The sequence below is a fragment of the Pseudomonas sp. 1L-E-NC-VB-C3 genome, from assembly GCF_057291535.1.
Genome location: NZ_JBXAWD010000012.1, coordinates 15,842 through 41,175, shown reverse-complemented (window position 1 = coordinate 41,175; position 25,334 = coordinate 15,842). Strand labels below are relative to the sequence as shown.

At 59.9% G+C, this 25,334-nt stretch carries 21 protein-coding genes; 6 read left to right on the top strand and 15 right to left on the bottom strand.

What is annotated here, in order from left to right:
- Positions 1–2 precede the first annotated feature (2 nt).
- Complete coding sequence (locus AC0Z5Z_RS19875) at positions 3–4,829, bottom strand: NEL-type E3 ubiquitin ligase domain-containing protein (RefSeq protein ID WP_485611557.1); 4,827 nt, start codon at positions 4,827–4,829, stop codon at positions 3–5.
- 364 nt (positions 4,830–5,193) lie between these two features.
- Between AC0Z5Z_RS19875 and AC0Z5Z_RS19870 the strand changes: the two genes are divergently transcribed.
- The 4 genes from AC0Z5Z_RS19870 to AC0Z5Z_RS19855 all read left to right on the top strand — a co-directional run bounded on the left by AC0Z5Z_RS19870 (position 5,194) and on the right by AC0Z5Z_RS19855 (position 10,465).
- On the top strand, positions 5,194–6,966 hold the full coding sequence (locus tag AC0Z5Z_RS19870; RefSeq protein ID WP_076563778.1) for an N-acetylglutaminylglutamine amidotransferase: 1,773 nt from the start codon (positions 5,194–5,196) through the stop codon (positions 6,964–6,966).
- A 3-nt stretch (positions 6,967–6,969) separates the two neighbouring features.
- Positions 6,970–8,718, top strand: coding sequence for an N-acetylglutaminylglutamine synthetase (gene ngg / locus AC0Z5Z_RS19865; protein ID WP_252868075.1), 1,749 nt, complete (start codon positions 6,970–6,972; stop codon positions 8,716–8,718).
- 159 nt (positions 8,719–8,877) lie between these two features.
- Complete coding sequence (locus tag AC0Z5Z_RS19860; RefSeq protein WP_024013890.1) at positions 8,878–10,068, top strand: osmoprotectant NAGGN system M42 family peptidase; 1,191 nt, start codon at positions 8,878–8,880, stop codon at positions 10,066–10,068.
- 169 nt (positions 10,069–10,237) lie between these two features.
- Positions 10,238–10,465, top strand: coding sequence for a YheU family protein (locus AC0Z5Z_RS19855; protein ID WP_003172962.1), 228 nt, complete (start codon positions 10,238–10,240; stop codon positions 10,463–10,465).
- A 5-nt stretch (positions 10,466–10,470) separates the two neighbouring features.
- Here the strand turns inward: AC0Z5Z_RS19855 and csrA are convergent, their stop codons facing one another.
- The 3 genes from csrA to AC0Z5Z_RS19840 form a co-directional block, all read right to left on the bottom strand.
- A complete protein-coding gene (gene csrA / locus AC0Z5Z_RS19850; RefSeq protein WP_024013891.1) occupies positions 10,471–10,656 on the bottom strand; it encodes a carbon storage regulator CsrA in 186 nt (61 codons plus the stop codon).
- Positions 10,657–10,789: 133 nt separating this feature from the next.
- Positions 10,790–11,122, bottom strand: a complete 333-nt coding sequence (locus AC0Z5Z_RS19845; RefSeq protein ID WP_016770946.1) for a YnfA family protein — start codon at positions 11,120–11,122, stop codon at positions 10,790–10,792.
- 64 nt (positions 11,123–11,186) lie between these two features.
- Positions 11,187–12,002, bottom strand: a complete 816-nt coding sequence (locus AC0Z5Z_RS19840) for an SDR family oxidoreductase (protein ID WP_041478247.1) — start codon at positions 12,000–12,002, stop codon at positions 11,187–11,189.
- Between the two features lie 331 nt (positions 12,003–12,333).
- Between AC0Z5Z_RS19840 and AC0Z5Z_RS19835 the strand changes: the two genes are divergently transcribed.
- On the top strand, positions 12,334–12,486 hold the full coding sequence (locus tag AC0Z5Z_RS19835) for a DUF3309 family protein (RefSeq protein WP_003183939.1): 153 nt from the start codon (positions 12,334–12,336) through the stop codon (positions 12,484–12,486).
- A gap of 72 nt (positions 12,487–12,558) precedes the next feature.
- Here the strand turns inward: AC0Z5Z_RS19835 and AC0Z5Z_RS19830 are convergent, their stop codons facing one another.
- The 10 genes from AC0Z5Z_RS19830 to AC0Z5Z_RS19785 all read right to left on the bottom strand — a co-directional run bounded on the left by AC0Z5Z_RS19830 (position 12,559) and on the right by AC0Z5Z_RS19785 (position 21,987).
- On the bottom strand, positions 12,559–14,652 hold the full coding sequence (locus tag AC0Z5Z_RS19830) for an LTA synthase family protein (protein WP_041478246.1): 2,094 nt from the start codon (positions 14,650–14,652) through the stop codon (positions 12,559–12,561).
- 313 nt (positions 14,653–14,965) lie between these two features.
- The gene (locus AC0Z5Z_RS19825) at positions 14,966–15,571 is read right to left on the bottom strand and encodes an START domain-containing protein (RefSeq protein ID WP_071173184.1); all 606 of its coding nucleotides are present in this window, start codon (positions 15,569–15,571) and stop codon (positions 14,966–14,968) included.
- A gap of 40 nt (positions 15,572–15,611) precedes the next feature.
- On the bottom strand, positions 15,612–15,866 hold the full coding sequence (locus AC0Z5Z_RS19820; RefSeq protein WP_071173185.1) for a YkgJ family cysteine cluster protein: 255 nt from the start codon (positions 15,864–15,866) through the stop codon (positions 15,612–15,614).
- A gap of 163 nt (positions 15,867–16,029) precedes the next feature.
- Positions 16,030–16,503, bottom strand: coding sequence for a translation initiation factor 2 (locus AC0Z5Z_RS19815; RefSeq protein ID WP_252886631.1), 474 nt, complete (start codon positions 16,501–16,503; stop codon positions 16,030–16,032).
- 78 nt (positions 16,504–16,581) lie between these two features.
- Entirely contained in the window at positions 16,582–18,021 is a 1,440-nt protein-coding gene (locus AC0Z5Z_RS19810) for an aminotransferase-like domain-containing protein (RefSeq protein WP_041478242.1), read from the bottom strand.
- A gap of 201 nt (positions 18,022–18,222) precedes the next feature.
- Positions 18,223–19,035, bottom strand: a complete 813-nt coding sequence (locus tag AC0Z5Z_RS19805; RefSeq protein WP_056788304.1) for an OmpA family protein — start codon at positions 19,033–19,035, stop codon at positions 18,223–18,225.
- Entirely contained in the window at positions 19,032–19,394 is a 363-nt protein-coding gene (locus AC0Z5Z_RS19800; RefSeq protein ID WP_038860459.1) for a DUF4398 domain-containing protein, read from the bottom strand. Before AC0Z5Z_RS19800 ends, AC0Z5Z_RS19805 begins: the two co-directional genes overlap by 4 nt.
- 9 nt (positions 19,395–19,403) lie before the next feature.
- Entirely contained in the window at positions 19,404–20,225 is an 822-nt protein-coding gene (locus AC0Z5Z_RS19795; protein ID WP_457262380.1) for a substrate-binding periplasmic protein, read from the bottom strand.
- A gap of 82 nt (positions 20,226–20,307) precedes the next feature.
- Positions 20,308–21,237 carry an electron transfer flavoprotein subunit alpha/FixB family protein gene (locus AC0Z5Z_RS19790; RefSeq protein ID WP_016770954.1) on the bottom strand — a complete coding sequence of 310 codons (930 nt, stop codon included), beginning with the start codon at positions 21,235–21,237 and terminating at the stop codon, positions 20,308–20,310.
- Entirely contained in the window at positions 21,238–21,987 is a 750-nt protein-coding gene (locus tag AC0Z5Z_RS19785; protein ID WP_007908338.1) for an electron transfer flavoprotein subunit beta/FixA family protein, read from the bottom strand. It lies immediately after the preceding gene.
- A gap of 550 nt (positions 21,988–22,537) precedes the next feature.
- Here AC0Z5Z_RS19785 and AC0Z5Z_RS19780 point away from each other — a divergent pair.
- Positions 22,538–24,202: an electron transfer flavoprotein-ubiquinone oxidoreductase gene (locus AC0Z5Z_RS19780; RefSeq protein ID WP_016770955.1), complete on the top strand. Its 1,665-nt coding sequence runs from the start codon at positions 22,538–22,540 to the stop codon at positions 24,200–24,202.
- 183 nt (positions 24,203–24,385) lie between these two features.
- Here the strand turns inward: AC0Z5Z_RS19780 and AC0Z5Z_RS19775 are convergent, their stop codons facing one another.
- A complete protein-coding gene (locus AC0Z5Z_RS19775) occupies positions 24,386–25,276 on the bottom strand; it encodes an AraC family transcriptional regulator (protein ID WP_016770956.1) in 891 nt (296 codons plus the stop codon).
- Positions 25,277–25,334: the final 58 nt, after the last annotated feature.

Genomic DNA, 25,334 nt, shown 5'->3' with positions numbered 1-25,334 from the left:
TTTCACGTATCGGGCATTTCGCAGATGCCCAGATCCATCAGCCGTATCGCGTCTTCGGTCAGGCTCTTGAACAGCACGTCTTCAGCTTGGTCCTTTTCAAGCTTGAGTGCCTGGTTCTGACTCAAATAATCGCCAGAGGGCAGCGTGTCCTTCTTGTCGAACAGTGCGCTCATTTGCGGGTCGTACAGGTCATCGATCAGCGCAAACTTGCGGACAAATATGCGTCGCAGATAGTCACGCCAGAACGTTCGCCCCTGCATGTATTCCAGCCATTGCGGGGAGAGTTCAGCGGTGAAGACGCGATTTTTTGCGACCTCAAGATCAGCGGCCGTCACGCCACTCTGGGCACTGAACAGCATATCTTTCGGTTGACCGCGCAGTCCCAGCGCATCGGTGAGACCGATGCGGTAAGCGAGGTTCATTTCCAGCGCATCGACCTTTGGCGCCCGGAGCGAATGCTCCCGGGCGATTTCTTCCAGCCTGTCCAGCCTGAACAGGCTGCGGCCCAGTTCCAACAACGCCTTGGCAGTACCCCTGCTCCCGCTTGCAGCCCTGCTCACCCGCTCGACTTCCACTGCGACTTCAAGGCGACTGAAAACCAGCGCCGCGTTATCGGTGCAGTGCAGCGGATCGGCCGCGATGTCGAGCAGTTGACGGCCCAGCGGCTCGTCAGCTTCCGCCGCCTTCAGTACCGCCCAGACGCGTCGCTGCATGTCAGCGCTGCCCTGTTTGCCGTCTGCGGTATCGCCCAGTTGCGCCAGCAAAGTGAACAAGCCATCGGCCGTCCGCTCGCTGCGCAATGCCGCCCAGATGCGCGACTGCTCTGCCCACTCTTCGCCACTGACCTTGGTCAACCAGAGCGAGCGCGCCGTTTGCTCGTTCAGCCGTGCGATGTCATCGGCGACATAGTCCATCCCAACGCCGAAATTATCGCGATAGTTCTCCAGATGCGTTTTGGTCGCTTCGGAAAAGGGATTCAGTCCCAACTTGAGTGCGCCGGTGAAACGTCGTGATTTCTCGAACAACCACTCGGGCAGTTCTGTGATTTTGTTGGCGCTCAGATCCATCAGTTCAATGTGCGCAGAATGGTCGAGGCCTCCTGGCAGTTCGGTGATGCCGGTATCGTTCAGCGACAAGCGACGCAGTTGCGACATTCGGCTGAAATCCGGGGTGGCACCCAACGGATTCTTGTCCAGATTCAGGTAGCGTAAAGTGCTCAGCCTGTTCAGCTTCGCCAGGGTCTGCTCGGTGAGCTTGAGCTGATTGTTTGCCAGGCTCAGCCGTTGCAGACGCGGCATGTGCGACAACATTTCAGGCAGCCGGGTGATCGCGTTGCTGCCCAGTTCCAGCGAATCGAGCTGTTTGAACGACTTGAGGAAGTACGCCACATCATCCCCCAGCGCCATGTTCCGCATCGACAATTGCTCGACATGGTCGAAGCTCACCGACAACGGTAACGTCGGCACCTTACCGATGCGCATGCCGTCAAGGTCGAGGGTACAGAGGTTTTTTCCCTCTTCGTTGGTGGCCCAATGAAAGCGTCGAAACGCTTCTTCGATCAGCTCGGCGGCCATTTTCCGACTGTGCCGCGCTTCGGCCAGATCGCCCCCCATGGCTTGCAGCGCAGCGCCATCTTCACTCCAGACAAACAGAGCGTCACGCAGGGTTTGCAGATCCTGACGCAGGGCTTTGATGCGGGTCGCACGGCTCAACGGATCATCGCCCAGTGCATCGAGCAATTGACTGAGCTGCGGCTCGCTCAGACGCGGATAAAGCCTGCGCGCTTTGCGCAGCAGTGTGCGTGAATGAGCTGTCGCGGGGACCTGATCGCCTTGCACACAGGCCGGCTCGACGGGAAGTGATTCCGTACTGCCGCCGCGCAATGCCCGCGCAGTGACCTCGCGTTCGTCGAGGGCAACGTTGAGCAGCTTTTTGCGTAACTGTTGTGTACTGACCTGTCCGGCATCGGCAAACCCGAGTGCTGTCCGCTGACGTGGCGGCAATGCCTTGAGGATGGCCATGTACAAAGCGTCGGGGCCGGATGCCACCTTGCCCAAGGATTTTTTGTCGCCGCCAAACGCCTCGTAGCCCTGCGTGGACTTCACCAGATAGCCGGTATTTTCCGAGGTCGCCGACGCATCGCCGATGTCTTCGAGTATCGGTCCGGTCAAGGCGTTGTCGCGCATTTGCAGACGCAGCTGTGCGTTCCAGCCGCTCAGGCGCGGCAGTAATTTCATGGCCAGCCTGTCGGTGTCGGCATTGGCCAGCCACGACCAGTGCAACCCGCTCAGCGCCCGGTCAAGCCGCACCTCGGCAATACCGGCCCGAGCCCGCTGTCCCAACCGCAAGGGCGCGCTCCCGGTCGAGCGCAAGTGCAGGCGCTCGACACTCGAAGCGCGGTCGATCAGCCTTTGACCATCGCGCGCCGGAATGTCGGCGAAAACCTGGCGCAATTTGCCCAGATCCTGCGCGTCACTGCGGTCATAGCGCTTGTACATCCGCTCGAACGCCGCGCGGTAATCGGATTTGAGCGCAGCACCCAGTTTTCTTGCCAGCCCGGTGGCTTGCGTGCTTTTCGCGACTTTGCCGCCGAGCAAGGCCTCGACTTCATGCTCGTAGAGGCCGTCGATGACGGTTTGCAGCAAGCGCCCGAGTGCCAACTGGCCTTGGGTGACCGGCACTCCCAGGGTTTCGTCGAGCGTGCTGTTTGCAGGATAAGTGGTTTCGACGTCTCCTTCATGACCGATGACCTCAAGGTATCGGTCAGTCGGCCAGCCCGGCAGTTGCGTCAAGGCGTGCATCTGTTCTTCCAGAGGTTGCTCGGAGTGGATCTCGCCGTTTTCCAGTTCCGTGGTCAACTCACGCAGCTGGCGCTCGATGCGCACGCGCTCGACGGTATCGCGCAGGCGTACCGGCAGGCTCAGATCGTCGTTGAAGGTCTCCAGCAAGGTCTGCTGCGAGGTGTTGCTCAGCCGGCGAAGGATGTCCAGGTCGCTGTCGGCAAATTCGCTCAACTGCGGATCGATGCGCTTGAGCGTGTAGGCGCTGCTGCCCCATTCTTCGGGCTGTTCAGCGGGGAACCGCCAGCCGCCCTCGACGTGGCGGATCAGTTCCGGAGCATAGGCTTGTGCGCGTGCGGGGTGTTCCAGGCGCCAGTGCTGAGTGTCGATATCAAAGTTGCCCGCCAACAGGCGGTGCTCGAAGCGGGCGATGGTCTTGTTGCCGATCTGGTAGAACTCCTTTGAACCGGCACCGATGGTGAATCCGGCCGGCAAAGCATGCTCGTACGGGCTCAAATCGGACTTCCACAGGCGTGGCTTGCCGGCCCGATCGAGTATCGCGGTGAACTGCGCGAAGAACTCCGGATGCGTGCGCAGCAGTTTTTTGCCCACAGTTCCCAGCACCTTCTGACCGCCGGCGAAAACGCCCATCAATGCGATGTTCTCTACCACACTGAGCAGATGTGACAGTGCTTCCTGATGATCACCGCGGCGCCAGTCCGCGACGCCGTCATACACTTCACTGAGCAATTGCCCGACCGCGACGCCCATCATCAATTGCCCCAGGACCGGCACGAACAGCCCCGCCACCGACGCCACGGTCACCCCGCGCTGAACGAAATCCAACAGGCGTTTCTGTCGGATCTCTTCATCGATATCAGCGGTTGGCACCGCCAGTTTGCGCGCGTCGATCTGCAACTTGCCGACATGGCTTTGCACCATGAAATCAAAAAGCGCCACATTGATCGGCCATTGTTCGACGACGCCCAGATCGGGTTTCTCAGCCAACGCCTTGAAGAAGTCAGCCTTGTCATCTTCATCGAGGCTGCCGGCGAAATACCCCTGATATTCCGTGCTCTTGAGTTGTTGCGCGAGGTAGCGCTTGAACGCATTGAAACTCGGGTACTCATACACGGCGCGCTCGGGCTCGCCGGGCATATACACCATGCATCCGTCCTCAGGATGTTGTTCCACGGAGCGTTTGGAAAATACCACCACGCCCCAAACGCAGCTGTCGAGGATTCTGATGCCCTGCATGATCATCGGGTCTTTGCCGTAGCGCAGGTGCTGCGCCGAAGCGACGCCTTCGGCCAGCATCAGATCCTGCAGCATGCGCAAACCAGCTGCGGTGATATCGCCCTTGAGCTCCGCAAGATGAGCGTCCAGCTCCAGCAGCGATTGCTTCAATGCGGCGATATTGCGGGTCATGGCACTGGTCGCCACGACTTTGCCGCAGTCCTCACGCAGACCGAACACTTGCTGCAGATGCTCCTGGTATTTCTTGCCCAGATCCAGCTTGCGGCACAACGCTGCGAACGCTGCCGGCGTCAGATCCTTCACGCCAGCGGGCACACTCTTGACGCGCACCAGGCTGCCGGCGGGGAAACCGTCGGCCTGCTCCTCGTCTGCGGTGAAGTTTTGCATGGCTGCCTGCAACAGGCTTTGCGTCGCGTGTCTGACCAAGCCGATCTCGGCCTGATCCGTCGCCTTCACATCGCAGCTACAATCGACGCCGGGCAGGCTGAGCAGATCCTCGCTCACGTCATAGACCGCTGGCCATTTCTCGCTCAGCGCCGCGTTGAGTTCGCTGATGCAGAAGCTGTGCAATGGTTTGAGCCGGGTCAGATCCTTGTCGACTTTGACTTGCAGGGTGTGCAGTTCACGATTGATTTCGTCCAGCTTGTTCAGCGTGGCCGCAGAAGCCGTGAGCAGATGCGCCGGCAGGCTTTTTTCCAGGCTTTCAGCGGTATCGAGGTCACCGGTCGCGGCGTACAAGGTGCTCAGGACCGAGGCCTGAATCTGTGGATTTGTCTTGTCTTGGGTGGGCATGGCAATAGTCCTTTATTGCGATTTGAAGCCTTGACCCTAGCGCTGCCGGGCAGCCGATAACAGTTCAAAATGCTGGACAAAATCCACGCAGATCAAACGCTTTTTTGTATGGAAAAAACAGCCCTGCACCACCCCACCCGGGACGTCCGTGCACGTGTGGGCTTATGCAAAAAAAGCGTAACGGCGCAGGGGTACATCCCGAGACTCGATCCGCACCGATAGCGTTACGGCCGGAGCCAGCGTGGCCGCCTTATAACTTATCGATCTAAAACTCCACCTACCGAGACAGGTCAGTTTCTGAGTACCCGCACTTTTCGCGCGGTACGGCTTGACCTTCCCCAACGGAAAAACCGGTAAGGACTTTATGTGCGGATTAGCTGGCGAGTTACGTTTTGATCAACAACCTGCAGACCTTGCAGCGATCGAAAGAATCACCCATCACCTGGCCCCTCGCGGCCCTGACGCGTGGGGCTTCCATGCCCAGGGGCCGATTGCCCTGGGCCATCGACGCCTGAAAATCATGGACCTGTCGGACGGCTCGGCGCAGCCGATGATCGACAGCCAACTGGGCCTGTCCCTGGCGTTCAACGGTGCGATCTACAACTTCCCGGAATTGCGCGCAGAGCTTGAAGCGCTGGGTTATGCCTTCTATTCGGGTGGCGACACCGAAGTGCTGCTCAAGGGTTATCACGCCTGGGGCGAGGCGCTGCTGCCGAAGCTCAATGGCATGTTTGCTTTCGCCATCTGGGAGCGCGATGCCCAGCGCCTGTTTATCGCTCGTGACCGTCTCGGCGTAAAGCCGTTGTACCTGTCACGCACCGGCCAACGCTTGCGTTTTGCCTCGGCACTGCCGGCGCTGCTTAAGGGCGGCGACATCAACCCGATTCTTGATCCGGTGGCGCTCAATCACTATCTGAATTTCCATGCCGTGGTGCCTGCGCCGCGCACCTTGCTGGCCGGTATCGAAAAACTGCCGCCCGCCACTTGGATGCGCGTTGAAGCCGATGGCCGCACCGAGCAGAAAACCTGGTGGACCCTGCCTTACGGCCCGAATGAGGACGAGAAAAATCTCAATCTGGAAGACTGGGTCGATCGCGTCCTCGACAGCACCCGCGAAGCGGTGGCGATTCGTCAGCGTGCGGCGGTGGATGTCGGTGTGTTGCTGTCCGGCGGTGTCGACTCGAGCATGCTTGTCGGCCTGTTGCGCGAAGTCGGTGTAGAGAATCTGTCGACCTTCTCCATTGGTTTCCAGGATGCCGGCGGCGAGCGCGGCGACGAGTTCCAGTATTCGGATCTGATCGCCAAGCACTACGGCACGCGCCACCATCAGTTGCGCATCGACGAGAAAGAAATCATCGAGCAACTGCCCGCCGCGTTCCGTGCGATGAGCGAGCCGATGGTCAGCCATGACTGCATCGCCTTCTATCTGTTGTCCCGTGAAGTGGCCAAGCACTGCAAAGTGGTGCAGAGCGGCCAGGGCGCAGACGAACTGTTTGCCGGTTACCACTGGTATCCGCAGGTCGACGGCGCGGCGGACCCATACGCGGCCTACCGTGATGCGTTCTTCGATCGCAGCTACGACGACTACGCGGCGACTGTGCAGCCGAAATGGCTGGTCGACCACGACGCGGCCGGCGATTTCGTCAAACAGCACTTTGCCCAGCCCGGCGCCGATGCCGCAGTGGACAAAGCCCTGCGCCTGGACAGCACGGTGATGCTGGTCGATGACCCGGTCAAACGCGTCGACAACATGACCATGGCCTGGGGCCTGGAAGCGCGTACGCCGTTTCTCGACTATCGACTGGTCGAGCTGTCGGCTCGTGTACCAGGCCAATTCAAGCTGCCCGATGGCGGCAAGCAAGTGCTGAAAGAAGCAGCGCGTCGGGTCATTCCAAGCGAAGTGATCGATCGCAAGAAAGGCTATTTCCCGGTGCCGGGTCTCAAGCACTTGCAGGGCGACACACTCAATTGGGTGCGCGAACTGCTGCTGGATCCGAGCCAGGATCGCGGCCTGTTCAACCCGACCATGCTCGACAAGCTTTTGACTGATCCGCAAGGCCAACTGACCCCGTTGCGCGGTTCGAAACTGTGGCAACTGGCGGCCCTGAACCTGTGGCTCAGTGAACAAGGAATCTGATTGATGAAACCCCATGCCACGTCCATCAACCAGCGCCTGTTGCGTGGTCAGGCCCCCTCGTATGAACGTTTGCAGGCGCGCCTGGCCGAAGACGGCAGCGAGCCTGCCACCGCCCCGATTGCCGTGCATTGCGGCTGGGGCCGGCTGCTGATCGGCCATACCTTTCCCGACCCGGCGTCGCTCGCGCAGGAGCTGCTCAACGAGCAGCCCGGCGAACGCGATATCGCCCTGTATGTTGCCGCACCGCAGCAGATTCTCGGCCTCGAGCCGACGCAGCTGTTTCTCGATCCATCCGACACCCTGCGTTTATGGTTCAGCGATTACCGGCAAGCCACGCGGGTGTTTCGCGGCTTCCGCATTCGTCGTGCGCAAAGCGAAACCGACTGGCAGGGCATCAACCGTTTGTACCAGGCGCGCGGCATGTTGCCGATCGATCAGGAGCTGCTCACCCCACATCATCAGGGCGGCCCGGTGTACTGGCTGGCGGAAGACGAGGACAGCGGCGCGGTGATCGGCAGTGTCATGGGTCTCAATCATGAAAAAGCCTTCAACGACCCGGAACACGGCAGCAGCCTGTGGTGCCTGGCGGTCGACCCGCATTGCTCGCGCCCCGGCGTTGGCGAAGTGCTGGTGCGGCATCTGGTCGAGCACTTCATGAGTCGTGGTCTGGCTTATCTGGATCTGTCGGTGCTGCACGACAACCGTCAGGCGAAAAACCTTTACGCCAAACTGGGTTTCCGCAACCTGCCGACGTTCGCCATCAAGCGCAAGAACGGCATCAACCAGCCGCTGTTTCTCGGCCCGGGTCCGGAGGCGAATTTCAATCCTTACGCGCGGATCATCGTCGAAGAAGCCCATCGGCGCGGTATCGACGTGCAAGTGGATGACGCCGACGCCGGGCTGTTCACCCTCAGCCATGGCGGCCGTCGAGTGCGCTGCCGCGAGTCGTTGAGCGATCTGACCAGTGCGATCAGCATGACCTTGTGCCAGGACAAAAGCCTGACCCACAAGGTGCTGAAAGGCGCAGGTCTGAAACTGCCCGCGCAGCAACTGGCGGGCAACGCCGACGACAACCTGGCCTTCCTCGATGAGCACCAACGGGTGGTGGTCAAACCTCTCGATGGCGAACAGGGCCACGGCGTCGCGGTGGATCTGCGCACCATCGAAGAAGTGCAGAAGGCCATCGAAACGGCGAAGCAGTTCGACAGCCGCGTGCTGCTGGAAAGTTTCCACGAAGGCCTTGATCTGCGCATCGTGGTGATCGGTTTTGAAGTGGTAGCGGCGGCGATTCGCCGGCCGGCGGAAGTGGTTGGCGATGGTCAGCATTCGATCGGTGCGCTGATCGAAGCGCAGAGCCGCCGTCGGCAAGCGGCCACCAGCGGCGAAAGCAAGATCCCGCTGGACCACGAAACCCAACGCACGCTGCACGCTGCCGGCTATGACTACAGCAGCATCCTGCCGGCCGGCGAGCATCTGTTCGTGCGGCGCACGGCCAATCTGCACACCGGCGGTACGCTGGAAGACGTGACCGACATTCTTCATCCGACCCTGGTCGACGCGGCAGTGCGCGCGGCGCGGGCGCTGGACATTCCGATGGTCGGGCTCGATCTGATGGTGCCGGCGGCGGATCAGCCCGAGTACGTGTTCATCGAAGCCAACGAACGCGCCGGCCTGGCCAACCACGAACCGCAGCCGACGGCGGAGCGCTTTGTCGATCTGTTGTTTCCGCATAGTCAGCCGGCTGTCTCTTGAACCATCGTTGTTCCGGCTGACGCCTTCGCGAGCAGGCTCGCTCCCACAGGGGAATGCATTCCAAATGTGGGAGCGAGCCTGCTCGCGAAGAGGCCCTGAACGTCACCACCAATTTTCCTCATCGAAACCATCGGTGTGCTCAACCCATCAGGAGTTTCCATGACCACACAAATCCCTGAACCGGATCTGGCTTACCTGCAAAAAGTCCTGCTGGAAATGCTCGCCATTCCCAGCCCGACCGGTTTCACCGACACCATCGTGCGCTACGTCGCCGAGCGTCTCGAAGAGCTGGGCATTCCGTTTGAAATGACCCGGCGCGGGACCATCCGCGCGACGTTGAAGGGCAAAAAGAGCAGCCCTGACCGCGCGGTGTCTGCGCACCTGGACACCATCGGCGCTGCTGTGCGTGCGGTGAAAGACAACGGTCGCCTGACCCTAGCCCCGGTCGGCTGCTGGTCGAGTCGCTTTGCCGAGGGTAGCCGGGTCAGCCTGTTTACCGACACCGGGGTGATTCGCGGCAGCGTGTTGCCGCTGATGGCGTCCGGGCATGCGTTCAATACCCAGGTCGATGAAATGCCGATCAGTTGGGACCACGTCGAACTGCGTCTGGATGCCTACTGCACGACCAAGGCCGATTGCGAGTCGCTGGGCATTCATGTCGGCGACGTGGTGGCCTTCGATCCGCTGCCGGAGTTCACTGAAAGCGGCCATATCAGCGCCCGCCACCTCGACGACAAGGCCGGTGTTGCCGCATTGCTCGCTGCGCTCAAGGCGATTGTCGACAGTGGCCAGGAACTGAACATCGATTGCCATCCACTGTTCACCATCACCGAGGAAACCGGCAGCGGTGCAGCGGCGGCATTGCCGTGGGACGTCAGCGAATTTGTCGGCATCGACATCGCACCGGTCGCCCCCGGCCAGCACTCCAGCGAACACGCGGTGAGCGTGGCAATGCAGGATTCGGGCGGGCCGTATGACTATCACCTGTCGCGGCATCTGTTGCGTCTGGCCGATGAACACGAATTGCCGGTGCGCCGTGACATGTTCCGCTATTACTTCAGCGATGCGCACTCGGCGGTCACCGCCGGCCACGATATTCGCACCGCCCTGCTCGCTTTCGGCTGCGATGCCACCCACGGCTACGAGCGTACGCACATCGACAGCCTGGCGGCGCTCAGCCGACTGCTTGGCGCGTACATTCTGAGTCCGCCGGTCTTTGCCAGCGATGCGGCACCAGCCAATGCTTCACTGGATCGCTTCAGCCATCAGATCGAGCATGACACGCAGATGGAAAGCGAAACCCGGGTGCCGCCGGTGGACAGTCTGGTGGGGCAGCGTTCTGACAGTTGAGCCTTCGGTGAACAGATAACCGCTTTCGCGAGCAGGCTCGCTCCCACAGGGATCGCAACTCAAAGGTGGGAGCGAGCCTGCTCGCGAATGGGCCGGCAAGACCGATACAGAACTGGCAGACGAAACCCATTCCCCGTAGCATCCCGACATTGATTTGACCGAGGTGCCCATGCTCATTCCCCACGACGCGCTTGAAGTCGACACCCTCACCCGCCTGATCGAGGATTTCGTCACCCGCGACGGTACCGACAACGGCGATGACACCCCGCTGGAGACCCGCGTCCTGCGCGTGCGTCAGGCACTGACCAAAGGCCAGGCATTGATCGTGTTCGATCCGGAAAGCGAGCAGTGCCAGCTGATGCTCAAGCACGACGTACCCAAGCATCTGTTCGACTGAAGCCGTCAGCCAGCCTTCGCCGCAGCCTCCTTGCGCTTGATCCGGTCATAGACCTCGGCGCGGTGTACATGGACCTTTTTCGGCGCCTCGACGCCGAAGCGCACGCTGGAGCCGTTGACCGACAGAACACGCAGGGTGATGTCGTCTCCGATTGAAATCAACTCACCGACCACACGGCTGAGTACAAGCATGGGATTCATCCTTCAGGACTGGCAAACCCTGAAGATGCGCGGCTTACAGCGTCTTCACAATCCACGACGAGCAAATCAGTCTTGCCCTACAGACGCCCACGCCCACGGCTGTCAGACACTTCGCACAAAAGCCTCAGGCAGCGGAAAAGCGCGGCCCGAACAGAATGATGCTGGCACCGACCACGCACAGGGCCATGCCAATCCAGTCCGAGCCCAGCGGACGCACCCGCTCGACCACCGCCAGCCAGCCAATCGAAGCAACGATGTAGATCCCGCCATACGCGGCATAGGCGCGCCCGGCGTAGGCCGCTTCAACACGGGTCAGCAACAGCGCGAACAGGGTCAGGCTGAGCAACGCGGGAATCACCCACAACGCGCTCTTGCCCTGGCGCAGCCACATGTAGAAGGCAAAACAGCCGGCGATTTCAAACAGCGCCGCAAGGAAGAACCACAAGTAATTGAGCATGAGCGCATCTCGACAGGGTGACCATTGGCGGCCACCCTAACGACGCGACGGGCATCGAACAAGATCAAGCGTTGTTTTGTTTGGCCTTGGCGCGCATTTTCTCGGCCATGGAAGTCATTTCGTTGTAGAGCAGTTGCGGATTCTTCTGTTTGAGCGCCCAGGCCATGCGCCCTTGTTCGTGGGGCAGAATCAAGAATTCGCCGGCGGCGACTTGCTGATAGATGTAGTCAGCGATGTCGGCTGCGCTGATCGGCGAACTTTCCAGCAACTTGCCGACCTGGGCTTTCATGGCCGGGGTCGGGCCACGGAAAGAATCGAGCAAGTTGGTCTGGAAGAACGACGGGCAAACCACATGCACCGCCACTTCCTGCTGCGCCAGTTCGATCAGCAGACTCTCCGACAACGCCACTACGCCGGCCTTGGCCACGTTGTAGTTACTCATTGCCGGGCCTTGCATCAACGCGGCCATGGAGGCGATGTTGATGATCTTGCCCTTGCTCTCTTCCAGCAGCGGCAGGAACGCCTTGCAGCCTTTGACCACGCCCATCAGGTTGATCGCGATCTGCCAGTCCCAGTCTTCCAGCGACAATTCGCTGAAAAACCCGCCCGAGGCGACGCCGGCATTGTTGACGATGATGTCGATGCCGCCGAGCTTCTCTTCGCAGGCCTGGGCGAAGGCCGTGAGCTGACTGTAATCGCGCACGTCACAGCGCTGGATGAAGCCGTCACCGCCCGCCTCGCGCACCAGTTTCAGGGTTTCCTGCAGGCCGGGCTCACTGACATCGGACAAGGCCAGCCGCCAGCCTTCACGGGCCCAGCGCAGCGCGATTTCGCGACCCAGGCCTGAGCCTGCACCAGTGATCATCATGCGATTTTGCATAGCGGACAGCCTTGTTGTTCCGGGAGAGATGCGCCGAGTGTAGCGAAGGAAGTTCGTTCGCCCACGCTCCATCCAGTTGCTGAATGGAGGATCAAAAGATTCCAGCCGTCATTGTTTTCCGGTTGGTCTCATGCAGGAGCTGACGAGTGCAACGAGGCTGCGATCTTTTTGCTGGAAAGGAAATAACCGAGCAATCCAAATACATTAAAAAAACATTGAATTTTTTTTCATCGGCGCAAGTCGGAACATGTAAGCCGGCTGGAATTTAGTTGCTCTCCAGCTGCCCACTGAGCATCAAGACTCTTCCAGACTCTGAACAAGGAAATCACCCATGGGCACAATTCTAATCATCATCCTGATCCTGTTGCTGATCGGTGGTCTGCCGGTCTTCCCGCACTCAAGAAGTTGGGGTTATGGCCCGTCGGGCATTATCGGCGTGGTGTTGGTCGTGCTGCTGGTGCTGTTGTTACTCGGCAAGATATGACGATTTGAAGCGGTAAAAAAAGAGGCCCTTGTTCAAGGGCCTCTTTTTTATTGCGTGGACTTTAAGAAATGATCAGTCCGGCTTGCCGTGAATGACACCGGCGGTGTTATCGAGCAGGCTCTTGGTCGCGGTTTGCAGGAACGCCTCAAGTTTGAGTTTGAGTTCGGCAGTGCGCGGCGCGTCCGGCACAACTTCGGCGTGCGGGTTGGCGCCGAGCTGGTATTGCCAGATTTTCGGGCCCATGTCCTTGTCACGCGGCAGCACCAGAATCTGGTCGGCGGTGACGATGGCGGTGGTCTGTTCGCTGCCCGATGGCTTGATCACACCGAAACCGGTATCGCCCTGCGGTAGGTTGAGCAGGTCACGGCCCCAGCACTGGTGACGCACTTCGCCACCGAGACGGCCCATGATGGTCGGCACGATGTCGATCTGCGTGCCCACGGTGTGGTCGCGGGTACCGAACTTCTGCTGAATGCCCGGGGCGATCATCAGCATCGGCACGTTGAAGCGACCCAGGTCCATTTCGGTGATCTGGCGCTCGTTGCCGAAGCCGTGGTCGCCGACGATGACGAACAGGGTTTCGTTGAAGTACTTCTCTTTGCGCGCCTTCTCGAAGAACTGGCCGAGCGCCCAATCGGAGTAGCGCATCGCGGTCAGGTGTTCGTTGAGGCTGCCACGGTCAGTCACGCGCTCGACCGGCAATGGCGTCGGCAAGGCGTACGGCGTGTGGTTGGACAGGGTTTGCAGCAGCGCGTAGAACGGCTTGCCATTTTCCCGCGCCTTCAGTTCTTGCAGGCCACGATCGAACATGTCCTGGTCGGACACGCCCCAGGTCGGATCGGAGAACACCGGATTGACGAAGTCATTGCGGCCAACGAAGTTGGTCATGCCCTGGTTGCTGAAGAAGCCCGACTGGTTATCCCAGGCGAAATCGCCGTTGTAGACATAGACGTCGTCATAGTCGCGGGCGCTGAGCAACTGCGGCAGGCCGGACAGTTTGTGGCTGCCTTCCGGGGTCTGCATCAGGTATTCGAAACCTGGCAGGTTGGGGAAGCAGGCCATGGTCGCGAACATGCCCTGATGGGTGTGGGTGCCGTTGGAGAAGAAACGGTCGAACAGCAGACCTTCCTTCGACAGCTTGTCCAGGTACGGGGTGATATTGCCCGGCGCGCCCAAAGCACCGACCGAGTGACCGGCCATGCTTTCCATCAGGATCACCACGACGTTCTTGATCGGCAGGGTCTTGTCGGCCGGCGGCATGTAGTCGCGGCGAACAGCGGCGATGTCGGCATCGACCAGTTTGTCGTCCGGCATCAGCAGCATGTCGCGCACCACTTGCTGCGCCTGTTCCTGGGGCAGCGTGGCTTTCCAGATATTGTCGCGGTCTTCGCCCATGCGCGCCTTGGCTGCGGCGACCAGCGACAGCGTGCCGTTGAGGCCGAGCTGGTTGGCGAAGTTGGAATCGGTGGTGTAGACGTCACCCCAACGCATCGGCGGGCCTTGACGCAGGGTGCCGCGAGCGGCGACCACGCAGATCAGCAGGCAGACCACGAACACCGCCAGGCGGGTGTACCACGGCGCAACCTGACGGGAGCTGACGCTGCCGCCGCTGAACGGTCCGCGCGGGCGGGTGGCGCGGTCGGCACCTTTGAACGCCAGGGTCAGAATGACCGTGCCGATTACCCACGCCAGCACGTAGCGCACCACCGGGAAACCGTACCAGAGCATGCTCATTACGGTTTTCGGGTCTTCCTTCACGTACTGGAACACCAGACCATTGAGGCGCTGGTGAAACTCGCGGTAGAAGTCCATTTCCATCAGGCCGAGGAACAGCGCGATGCTCGAGGCGACGGTCAGCCACAGACGGAAGAAACCGCGCGCGGCCATGGCCCGGGCACTGAACAGCGCCAGCACCAGCGGAATGCACAGGTAGACCACCAGGCGCAGGTCGAAACGCAGACCGTTGACAAACGCTTCAAGGAAGGTCGCGGCCGGGGTGTCGAGGATCATCTCGCGGTTGTAGACCAGCAGCGCGAGGCGCAGCGCGGAAAACATCACCATCATGACCAGCGCGCACAGCAGCGTGTAGGCCAGATGCGATTTGACGGTCGGTTGCAGCAGACGAGCAGAAGATCGCTGCTGACTCAGGGCGTCCGGGTTTGCCATGTCGTTTTAGGACCCATTGGAAGTTGAAGTTGCAAAAATACAGCGGCGCCATGCCCTCTATTGGTCAATCCAGACCCCGGGGCGTGCGCGGTGCGCAAATGTTGCACGATCGTTCACACCATTGCCATTGATTACTGCCCAGCCCTTCGAGACTTTCATTCGAAGGCTGGCAACGCAATGGCAGTCAACAAGTGCGGGCGAATTGTCTTGGAGACTTTGTGAAAATTTCGTGCAACGCATATCTGGAAATACAATTTAGAGACAAAACAAAACGCCCCGAAGCGATCGGGGCGTTTTGCTTACAGCCAATTGATTATTTCTCGGCGCGTTCTTTCAGCGCTTTCAGGGTATTGAATGGCGCATCCACCACAAACTTGTTGGCGACCATGGCCGGCACGCTACCGCCCGGCTCGGTGTGCACCTGGTAAGTCACTTCAACCTGATCGCCTTTAGGCACGAACTTCCAGAAGCCTTTGACTTGCTGGACCCGCACGAAGCCTTTTTCTTCCGGCAGATAGGTCGGCACGCCCTCAAGATTACGGGTCAGGCTGCCATCGGCGCCCTCAACAGTGGTGATCTTCAACACCGAATCACGCGGGGTCACCGGCCACGGCGTATTGAATTGCGAATAGGTCCAGCTCAGATCGCCTTCGTGCTTGAGCAGTTTCTGGCTCTTGCATTCGTGAATCCACGCGCAGGCGCCGGAGACGTCTTCCTGCAAGGCGCGCAGTTTGGCAACGGTGGTTTTCATCAACGCAACGCCTTGGTAGGACTTGTAATCCGAACCGGGTATTTCGCTCAGGGAAACCTTGATGCCGTCTTCGTTCTTGGCAACTTTCCAGTCTTCCGCGTGGACGACCGAAGTGGCAAGTACGGCAGTCAGACCACACAACACAGCGATACGGTGCAGCGAACCCATAGTGTTATTCCTTATTGTTGAAGTTCCGTTCGTGAACACATCATGCCGCCGTCATCTGCTCCCACCAGCCGATCAACCTGATCGCTTCTTGCGAACTGCTGCCGCAAACCTCGACATCCGCAGCGAAACCCGAGCAGACAGCCGGACGTTCCGGACGGCCGAAAATGCTGCACAGGTTATCGACCGACAGTTGCACGCAACGTTCGCCGGCGGGTTTGCCATCGGGCATGCCGGGAATCGGCGAACTGATGGAGGGGGCAATGCAGCAAGCGCCACAGCCTTCACGGCATTTCATGACGAACAGATCCTCGCGACGGGCGATGTGTAAAAGAGACGGGAACAGAGTAACCGCTAAAACGACTGTTTCAAATTGCTGCAAGCGGCTTTTCAACGATAAGTAAAAGTGACCGGGCAGTCTCCGACGAAGCGTCTGCTCTGCGCGTCGCAGAGGCCTGCATCTATTGCTTGAATTCGAAATCCAGCGCCGCGCCTTCCACATCGCGTCGCGCTTCGTTGCGCAATTGCAACTCCATTTCATTGCTGAGCAAGCGGCCGTTGAGCTGGAAGCCGTTATCTTTTTCGCCAAACATCTGCGGCAGGATCGCCTCGCGTTTGGGCAGTTCTACGGTGCCCTGTGGCTTCAGGTCTTCAACCATATCCTTGGGCAGGCTGAGATCGAGTTTTGCCGGCGGCAATTTGGTCTTGGCCACCTCGCTGGCGGATTTCGACTTCGAGGCAACCGGGCGACGCTTCTTCACCGTGGCGTTTTTTTTGGCCTGGGCTTTTTTTGCCGGAACCACGGTTTTGACGGCTTTCTTCGTGGTACTGGTCGCTGCCGGTTTTTCCTGGGCTGCGGCCGCCATGACACCCGGTGCCTGACCGATCATCAACAAACCCAGCAATACCCACGCGGCAGGAACAATCGCTTTCATGGACCCAACGAACTAACGGCAGAGGGCCACATGCTCGCTTGTTGTGCGTCACATGACAAGCCTCAGCGCCCTCCTCGTTCAGAATCCGCCAGCCATTTCCTGACACAGTTGGGTGGCCAACAGACCCAGCGTCATCAGCGCGCGCTCCGCCTCGCGATTCCACGGAATACCGCAATTGAGCCGGATACAGTGGTTGAACTGCTCGGTGTTGCTGAAGATCAGACCCGGCGCGATGCTGATGCCTTGTTGCAGTGCGCGGACATGCAATTCCTGGGTGTTGACCCGCCCCGGCAAGCTCACCCAAAGGATGAAACCGCCAGTTGGCCGGGACATCTGCGTGCCTTCAGGGAAATGCTGTTGAACCGCCAGCTGGAACGCGCTGAGGTTTTTCCGGTATTCCTGGCGGATGTAGCGTAAATGCCGGTCATAACCGCCGTTTTCCAGATAGGCGGCAATCGCCATCTGCGTGACGCTGCACGCCGAATGGGTGCTGAAGGTTTGCAGGCGCTGGATTTCCTGTTGGTATTTGCCGGCGATCATCCAGCCGATACGCACACCTGGCGACAAGGTTTTGGAGAAGCTCGAGCAGTAGATCACCCGATCCAGCCTGTCGTAAGCCTTCAGCGCCTTGGTACGGCCCTGCTCGAACATCAGTTCGCCGTAGATATCGTCTTCGACAATCTGAATGTCGAAATCCGAGGCCAGACGCAGCAACTGTTTCTGCCGCTCTTCCGGCATGGTTCCGCCGAGCGGATTGCTCAAGCGCGTGGTCAGCACCAGCGCCTTGATCGACCATTGGTTGGCGGCCAGTTGCAAGGCTTCCAGGCTCATGCCGGTGGCGGGGTCGCTGGGGATTTCGATGACCTTCAGGCCAAGCAGATCGGCCAGTTGCAGCAGGCCGTAATAGGTCGGTGATTCGGCAGCGATCAGATCCCCCGGCCGCGTCAGCACGCGCAACGACATCTGCAAGGCGTCGACACAGCCGTGGGTGATCACCACTTCCGATGGATCGACCACCACGCCAGCGTCACGCATGCGGATCGCCACTTGCCGGCGCAGCGGTTCGAAGCCGGGGCTGAACATGTAGCTGAACGCCCGAGGGCTGTGAAAGCGGGTGACCTTGGCCAATTGCTGATGCAGCGCGCGCACCGGCAGATAATCGACACTCGGCACCGCAGCGCCCAGCGGAAACACGCCTTCGCGCCGCGACTCGACCAATACCTGCTGGATGATGCTGCTGCGCGTCACCAGCCCCGGCCGTTCGACCCGGGCAATATCCGGCGTCGGCGCGGTCAGCGCTGGGGTCTGGTGCACGTAGTAACCCGACTGCGGTCGGGCGCGGATCAGGCCCTGATCTTCAAGGTTGGCGTAAGCCTGCAACACCGTCGCATGACTGACGTTCAGCTGCGAACTCATCTTGCGCACCGAAGGCACGCGCTCCCCCGGTTGATAGACACCACGGCGGATGTCTTCGGCCAGTTGCTGAGCAATACGTTGGTAGAGCAAGAGATTGGTCATGACGCAGCACTCGATTTCACGGGCGTTTTATTCTTGTCTGAAACAATACCGGAACAGTTTAGAAGTGTACTGGGACAGTTGCCAGATTACTCGACCGTACAGTGGGGTGTCTGCCCCATCTGTACGGTTTTGCGCAGCAATCGACAGACATAAAAAAGCCCGGCACTGCATGACAGTCCGGGCTTTCCAGAGACGCAGCCCTCAACGGGCGGCGCCGAGCTGGCCTTTTTCGTCAGAGAACACGATTTCCACCCGGCGGTTCTGCGCCCTGCCGCGCTCGGAGGCGTTGGCGTCAACCGGGAACTGGTCGCCATAACCTTCGACCTGAATGCGTTTTTCATCGATGCCCAGATCGACCAGCACGTCAGCTACCGACTGCGCACGATCGCGGGACAGTTTGAGGTTTTCCTGTTTGCCACCGGTGCTGTCGGTGTAACCCTCGATGCGCACCACGCGCTTGGGGTTGAGTTGCAGAAACTGCACGATCTTCAGCACGACACGGTTGGCCGAGTTTTTCAGTTCCGCCTGGCCGGTGTCGAACAACACGTCGCCGAGGGTCATGACCAGCCCCCGATCGGTCTGTGTGGTGGCCAGGGCCTCGATCTGTTCCTCCAGCCACTTGCCCTGCTGCTGCACACTGAGCAGCTTCGACTCGCGCAGAGCCAGTTGCAGACGCTGACGCTCAAGCTCGAGCTTGGCTGCGCGTTCCTCGTTGAGCGCCTGGTTGGTGTGCTCGCGGGCGATTTCGCTGTAGCGCTGGCTCAAGTAGGCGTAATGCACCACGTCGGCACCGCTGCCCCAATAGGTCGACAGCCGATCGGCACGGGCCAGGGATTCGCCGGCGCGGATCACGTCTTTCGGCGCAATGCGCAGGACGTTGGAATCTTCCTTGACCTTCTGGAAATCAGCGCCGGCCTGTTGCAGCGCCGCCTCGCTGTGCTGGCCAGCGCAGCCGTACAGGCTGGCGCAACCGGCGAGGAGCAGAATGCCCAAAGCGTTGGACTTGAGGCTCATTGCGCTTCCCCCAGTTGCAGCTGCTTGCGCAGGCGGACAATGCGGGTATTGAGCACATTGAGTTGCTCTTCACTTTTTTTCGTCAGCACCTTGGCTTCGGCCAGACGTGCATCCAGTTCGGCCTGCTCGGCACGCATGCGCGCATTGCGATAGGACTCGTCGGCCATGCTGCCTTTGGCGCGGTTGTACTTGGTTTCGGCCAGTTGCATTTCCGGCACTTCGTCAGCGGTGGCGCCGACTGCCTTGGCCTGCACGATGGCTTGTTCGGTCAAGCGCATTTGTTCACTGGGTGCCGGATCGGATGCGCACCCGGCCAGGGCCAGAACGGCCACAGCCGCGAAAAGAGGTCGAATACTCACTAAGAATCCCTACTGTTTTGGGGCACTGACAGGTTGTGGCGACTGTTGCTGTTGCGCCTTCCAGCGCTCGATGTTGCGTTGCAGCGCGGCTTCCGTCAGTCCGGACGCGGGCAATTCTGTCATCTTTTTGGCGAGCTGTCCGCGCAACCACGGATCGTTGCAAGCCGAGTTATGCGAAACCGCGAGGAACAGACCCGGCCGGTCGATGGGTTGTTCGAACGCCAACAGATCGCTGGTCATGCCCAATGTCTGCGCGGCGGCCAGGCCTGAGTAACGTCCGGCGAGGACATATTCCACCTCGCCCAACAGCAGTTTCTGTAATGCCTCGGTAAGGTTTGCTGTGCGGGTCAGGGTCAGATTCTGTTCGGCGAAAGTGCCGAATGCCTGGGTCATCCGCGACTTTTCCGACACCGCGCCGGCGTGGCCTTTCAGGTCGCTGGCCTCGGCATAGGTCAGCGTCGAGCCTTTGCGCGTCCACACCAGATAGTCGTTTTCCAGCAGTGGCGGATGGATGTAGTCGAGGTTTTCCAGCTCATTCACGGTCAACGGCGCGTCGGCCAGCATGTCCATGCGCCCGCTGCGCACTTCATCGAGGGCCTGCGAGCGTTTGCCGGCGTAGAGCAGGTCGACTTTGATGCCCAGATCCTTGGCCACTTGCTGCAACAGATCGGCACTGGCGCCGATCAGGCGCTTGGGGTTTTGCGGGTCCTGCCACAAGTACGGCGGTGCATCCGGGCTGCCGGTGACAACCAGGCGCTCGCACTTGCCAGCGGCCGTGGCCAGACCTGGCAACAGCACCCATCCCAACAACCATCCGCAGCGCAGATCCATGGCAAAACGCTCCCCAGTCAAATCCAAGACAAAAAAAAAGCCCGACCAACAGGCCGGGCTCTTTATAAGTGAAGCCGCCGGATTAGACCAGCTTCTCCAGCTCAGGTACTGCTTCGAACAGATCCGCCACGAGGCCGTAATCGGCCACCTGGAAGATCGGCGCTTCTTCGTCCTTGTTGATCGCAACGATCACTTTGGAGTCTTTCATACCGGCCAGATGCTGGATCGCGCCGGAGATACCGACGGCAATGTACAGCTGTGGCGCAACGATCTTGCCGGTCTGACCGACCTGCATGTCGTTCGGTACGAAACCTGCGTCGACCGCAGCGCGCGAAGCGCCAACAGCAGCGCCGAGCTTGTCGGCCAGCGCGTACAGGTGTTTGAAGTTGTCACCGTTCTGCATGCCGCGGCCGCCAGAGACGACGATCTTGGCAGCGGTCAGCTCAGGACGATCGGACTTGGCCAGCTCTTCGCTGACGAAGCTCGAGGTACCGGCGTCGTGCGCAGCGCCAACGGCTTCAACGGCAGCCGAACCACCTTCAGCAGCAACCGGATCGAAACCGGTGGCACGCACGGTGATCACTTTGATCGCGGCGGTCGATTGCACGGTGGCGATGGCGTTACCGGCGTAGATCGGACGCTTGAAAGTGTCAGCGCTTTCTACCGAGATGATCTCGGAGATCTGGTCAACGTCCAGCGCAGCAGCAACGCGCGGCAGGATGTTTTTGCCGTTGGAGGTCGCGGCAGCCAGGATGTGGCTGTAGCCAGCGCCCAGCTCTGCAACCAGCGGTGCAACGTTTTCCGGCAGCTGATGCGCGTAAGCGGCGTTGTCAGCATTCAGGACTTTGCTCACGCCAGCGATTTTCGCTGCGGCTTCGGCCACCGGGCCTGCGCCCTGACCTGCTACCAGAACGTGGATGTCGCCGCCGATTTTTGCCGCAGCAGCCACGGTGTTCAGTGTGGCCGGGGCCAGCACTTTGTTGTCGTGTTCAGCAATAACCAAGATAGTCATTTAGATTACCTTCGCTTCGTTCTTGAGTTTTTCAACCAGTTCAGCCACCGACTTGACCTTGATGCCCGCGCTGCGTGCAGCCGGCGCTTCGACTTTCAGGGTCTTGTTGGTGGAGGCGGTGGAAACGCCCAAAGCGTCCGGAGTCAGCACTTCGAGAGGCTTCTTCTTGGCTTTCATGATGTTTGGCAGGGACGCATAGCGCGGCTCGTTCAAACGCAGGTCGGTGGTGACGATGGCCGGCAGTTTCAGCGAAACGGTCTGCGCGCCGCCGTCGATTTCGCGAGTCACGGCAACGCTGTCGCCGGAGACTTCGACTTTCGAAGCGAAGGTGCCCTGACCGTAGCCGCTCAGTGCCGCGAGCATCTGGCCGGTCTGGTTGTTGTCGCTGTCGATCGCCTGTTTGCCAAGGATCACCAGCTGAGGCTGTTCCTTGTCGACAACGGCCTTGAGCAGCTTGGCCACGGCCAGCGAGGTCAGGTCTTCAGCGGATTCGACGAGGATGGCGCGGTCGGCACCCAGAGCCAGTGCGGTACGCAGCTGCTCCTGAGCGGTGGTCGGGCCGATCGAGACGACGACGATTTCAGTCGCAACGCCCTTCTCTTTCAGGCGTACGGCTTCTTCCACGGCGATTTCGCAGAACGGGTTCATCGACATCTTGACGTTGGCGAGGTCGACGCCGGAATTGTCCGCCTTGACGCGGACCTTGACGTTGTAATCCACAACGCGTTTGACAGCTACAAGAACCTTCATGGATTCCTCGTTACTCTCCGGTGAAAAGAAAGTCGCCTAGGCGAACCTGGCGGATGATGCTCATCGGGCGACAAGGGCACCTCTAAAAACGCCGGCTTGAATGTGAGGTGATTCACTTCGCGAAGAGCGGTGACCGTTCGTCAGGGGTGACTGTCGGGTCATTCATTCTCACGCTGTGTAAACTGCGCGCCGGACTTGCGCTGCGCATCACCGTCTACTGCCTGTGCCCTGTCTTTAGAGGTGCTCTTGAAACCGCCAGTCTGCCTACGGCGAGCGCAAAACCGCCCGTATCTTGACCGGAACGCCCATTCTGGTCAATACGCCAAAATGCCCTGTCATTAGCCGCGCTTCTTTGATTTATCAGGGCTGGAGGCGATTCAAACAAACGTTTGTATTGGACGCTAGGAGTGGTGTAGATATAATGCGCCGCCTAGAGAGAAAGGTGGATTCGCCAATATTCCCTTTGACGTTAACGTAAAGGCAATACGGATGCGAGATCAAACCTCCATATTAGAAAAAAAACTGTTGAGCCTTGAGTAGGAGATAGCCTGTGGAACGCGAATACATGGAATTCGACGTCGTCATCGTCGGTGCCGGCCCCGCTGGTCTGTCCGCCGCCTGCCGCTTGAAGCAGAAGGCCGCTGACGCCGGTAAGGAAATCAGCGTCTGCGTGGTCGAAAAAGGCTCCGAAGTCGGCGCACACATCCTCTCCGGTGCGGTGTTCGAACCCCGCGCCCTGAACGAACTGTTCCCGGACTGGAAAGAACTCGGCGCGCCGCTGAACACGCCCGTCACGCGCGATGACATTTTCGTGCTGAAAAACGCCGACAGTGCGCAGAAGATTCCTGACTTCTTTGTGCCCAAGACCATGCACAACGAAGGCAACTACATCATTTCCCTGGGCAATCTGTGCCGCTGGCTGGCTCAGCAGGCCGAGAACCTGGGTGTGGAAATCTACCCGGGCTTCGCCGCTCAGGAAGCGCTGATCGATGAAAACGGCGTAGTGCGCGGGATCATCACCGGTGATCTGGGCGTCGACCGTGAAGGCAACCCGAAAGAAGGCCTGTACACCCCTGGCATGGAACTGCGTGGCAAATACACGCTGTTCGCCGAAGGCTGCCGTGGCCACATCGGCAAGCAACTGATCAAGCGCTACAACCTCGACAGCGATGCCGACGTGCAGCATTACGGCATTGGTCTGAAAGAAATCTGGGAAATCGACCCGGCCAAGCATCAGCCAGGCCTGGTGGTGCACACCGCCGGCTGGCCGCTGGACATCATGGGCACCGAGAACACCGGCGGCTCGTTCCTCTATCACCTGGAAAACAATCAGGTGGTGGTCGGTCTGATCGTCGACCTGTCCTACAGCAACACTTACCTGTCGCCGTTCGATGAGTTCCAGCGCCTCAAGCATCACCCGGTGCTCAAGCAATATCTGGAAGGCGGCAAGCGCGTCAGCTATGGCGCCCGCGCCATCGCCAAGGGTGGCCTGAACTCGCTGCCGAAAATGGTCTTCAAGGGCGGCGCGCTGATCGGTTGCGACCTCGGCACCCTGAACTTCGCCAAGATCAAAGGCAGCCACACCGCGATGAAGTCCGGCATGCTCGCGGCGGAATCGGTAGCCGATGCGCTGTTTGCCGAGCAGGATTGCACCGTCGAACTGACCACTTACGTCGACGCATTCAAGAACAGCTGGCTGCATGAAGAACTGTTCGCCAGCCGTAACTTCGGCCCGGCGATCCACAAGTACGGCGCGATCATCGGCGGTGGTTTCAACTGGCTGGACCAGAACATCTTCGGCGGCAAACTGCCGTTCACCCTGCGCGACACCAAGCCGGATTACGCCTGCCTCAAGCTCGCGGCCGACTGCAAGAAGATCGACTATCCGAAACCCGACGGCAAACTGAGTTTCGACAAACTCAGCTCGGTGTTCATCTCTGGTACCAACCACGAAGAAGAGCAGCCGTGCCACTTGAAGCTGACCGATCCGAGCATCCCGATCAGCAAAAACCTGCCGTTGTACGACGAACCGGCGCAGCGTTACTGCCCGGCCGGCGTATACGAAGTGATCACCAAGGAAGATGGCGAGAAGCGCTTCCAGATCAACGCCCAGAACTGCGTGCACTGCAAGACCTGTGACATCAAGGACCCTGCGCAGAACATCACCTGGGTCGCGCCGGAAGGTGCCGGCGGCCCGACTTACCCGAACATGTAAGACGAAACGCTGAACAACAAGGCTCCCGAAATGGGGGCCTTTTTGTTGCCCAAAATTCCCCTGACACCACAAAACAACTGTGGGAGCGAGCCTGCTTGCGAAAGCGGTGTGTCATATGAAGATGATGTCGACTGATCCAGCGCCTTCGCGAGCAGGCTCGCTCCCACAGGGAATATCGGCGGATCAGGCAGCGCGCTCATCCCCCGGACTGCGTTCGAAGTAACGCTTGTACTCGCGGCTGAACTGCGACGTGCTCTGATACCCCACCCGATGCGCCACCTGCGCGACACCCAGCCCCTCCGCCACCAGCAGCGTCTGCGCCTTCAACAAGCGCAAACGCTTGAGATACTGCACCGGCGACAACAGTGTGCTGCGCTTGAAATGCTCATGAAACGTCGACACGCTCATGTTCGCGCAACCAGCCAGGGTCTCGACATTCAGCGGCTCGGTGTAATGCGCATGCAGATGGCTGATCGACGCCGCCACCCGGGCGAATTGCCCTTGTTGCTCGACCAACGCACGCAATACATCCGCCTGCGGCCCGCGCAACGCAACGAACAACAACTCGCGGACCCGCGCCGGGCCGAGAATCTGGCATTCCAGCGGATCGTGCAGACAGCTAAGCAGCCGTTCGACACAACCGCGCATGCCATCGTCGAGCACCACCGAGGTCATCGACTCCGGCGTCTGCGCCGGAATATGCCGACCCGGCGCCAGCCCCATGGCCAGCACCAATTCGCCGAGCAGGACGCGATCAATCGCCACCGACACACCGAGCAATGGCGCATCGGGCAAGGCAAAGGTTTCGCATTCGAACGGCACCGGCAGCGCCTGGATCAGGTAATGCCCGGCGCCGTATTCCATAGTTCGTGGGCCGAGGAACGCCAGTTTGCTGCCCTGGGCGATGATCATCAGGCTCGGCTCGTAAATGTGCGGGCCACGGGCGACGTCGCAACTGGCGCGCAGGATCTGCACACCGGGCAGGCCGGTCTGGCTGTAGCCATCGCGCAGCGCCAGCGGTTCGATCAGCGAAACCAGCCGGGCATTGGCATCAAGATGACGGGTCAACTGCATCGAATAGGTCTTCGTAAAATTCACGGAAAAGTGGATGAAAACATCATCGCAGATCCGC

Excerpts from the sequence above, each read along its gene's own strand:
- AC0Z5Z_RS19855 (WP_003172962.1), top strand. The coding sequence starts at position 10,238 with ATGCTCATTCCCCACGACGCGCTTGAAGTCGACACCCTCACCCGCCTG.
- AC0Z5Z_RS19820 (WP_071173185.1), bottom strand. The coding sequence starts at position 15,866 with ATGAAATGCCGTGAAGGCTGTGGCGCTTGCTGCATTGCCCCCTCCATC.
- AC0Z5Z_RS19875 (WP_485611557.1), bottom strand. The coding sequence starts at position 4,829 with ATGCCCACCCAAGACAAGACAAATCCACAGATTCAGGCCTCGGTCCTG.
- AC0Z5Z_RS19825 (WP_071173184.1), bottom strand. The coding sequence starts at position 15,571 with ATGGGTTCGCTGCACCGTATCGCTGTGTTGTGTGGTCTGACTGCCGTA.
- AC0Z5Z_RS19860 (WP_024013890.1), top strand. The coding sequence starts at position 8,878 with ATGACCACACAAATCCCTGAACCGGATCTGGCTTACCTGCAAAAAGTC.
- AC0Z5Z_RS19845 (WP_016770946.1), bottom strand. The coding sequence starts at position 11,122 with ATGCTCAATTACTTGTGGTTCTTCCTTGCGGCGCTGTTTGAAATCGCC.
- AC0Z5Z_RS19785 (WP_007908338.1), bottom strand. The coding sequence starts at position 21,987 with ATGAAGGTTCTTGTAGCTGTCAAACGCGTTGTGGATTACAACGTCAAG.
- ngg (WP_252868075.1), top strand. The coding sequence starts at position 6,970 with ATGAAACCCCATGCCACGTCCATCAACCAGCGCCTGTTGCGTGGTCAG.
- AC0Z5Z_RS19805 (WP_056788304.1), bottom strand. The coding sequence starts at position 19,035 with ATGAGCCTCAAGTCCAACGCTTTGGGCATTCTGCTCCTCGCCGGTTGC.
- csrA (WP_024013891.1), bottom strand. The coding sequence starts at position 10,656 with ATGCTTGTACTCAGCCGTGTGGTCGGTGAGTTGATTTCAATCGGAGAC.
- AC0Z5Z_RS19830 (WP_041478246.1), bottom strand. The coding sequence starts at position 14,652 with ATGGCAAACCCGGACGCCCTGAGTCAGCAGCGATCTTCTGCTCGTCTG.
- AC0Z5Z_RS19775 (WP_016770956.1), bottom strand. The coding sequence starts at position 25,276 with ATGCAGTTGACCCGTCATCTTGATGCCAATGCCCGGCTGGTTTCGCTG.
- AC0Z5Z_RS19815 (WP_252886631.1), bottom strand. The coding sequence starts at position 16,503 with ATGAAAGCGATTGTTCCTGCCGCGTGGGTATTGCTGGGTTTGTTGATG.
- AC0Z5Z_RS19810 (WP_041478242.1), bottom strand. The coding sequence starts at position 18,021 with ATGACCAATCTCTTGCTCTACCAACGTATTGCTCAGCAACTGGCCGAA.
- AC0Z5Z_RS19870 (WP_076563778.1), top strand. The coding sequence starts at position 5,194 with ATGTGCGGATTAGCTGGCGAGTTACGTTTTGATCAACAACCTGCAGAC.
- AC0Z5Z_RS19840 (WP_041478247.1), bottom strand. The coding sequence starts at position 12,002 with ATGCAAAATCGCATGATGATCACTGGTGCAGGCTCAGGCCTGGGTCGC.
- AC0Z5Z_RS19795 (WP_457262380.1), bottom strand. The coding sequence starts at position 20,225 with ATGGATCTGCGCTGCGGATGGTTGTTGGGATGGGTGCTGTTGCCAGGT.
- AC0Z5Z_RS19790 (WP_016770954.1), bottom strand. The coding sequence starts at position 21,237 with ATGACTATCTTGGTTATTGCTGAACACGACAACAAAGTGCTGGCCCCG.
- AC0Z5Z_RS19835 (WP_003183939.1), top strand. The coding sequence starts at position 12,334 with ATGGGCACAATTCTAATCATCATCCTGATCCTGTTGCTGATCGGTGGT.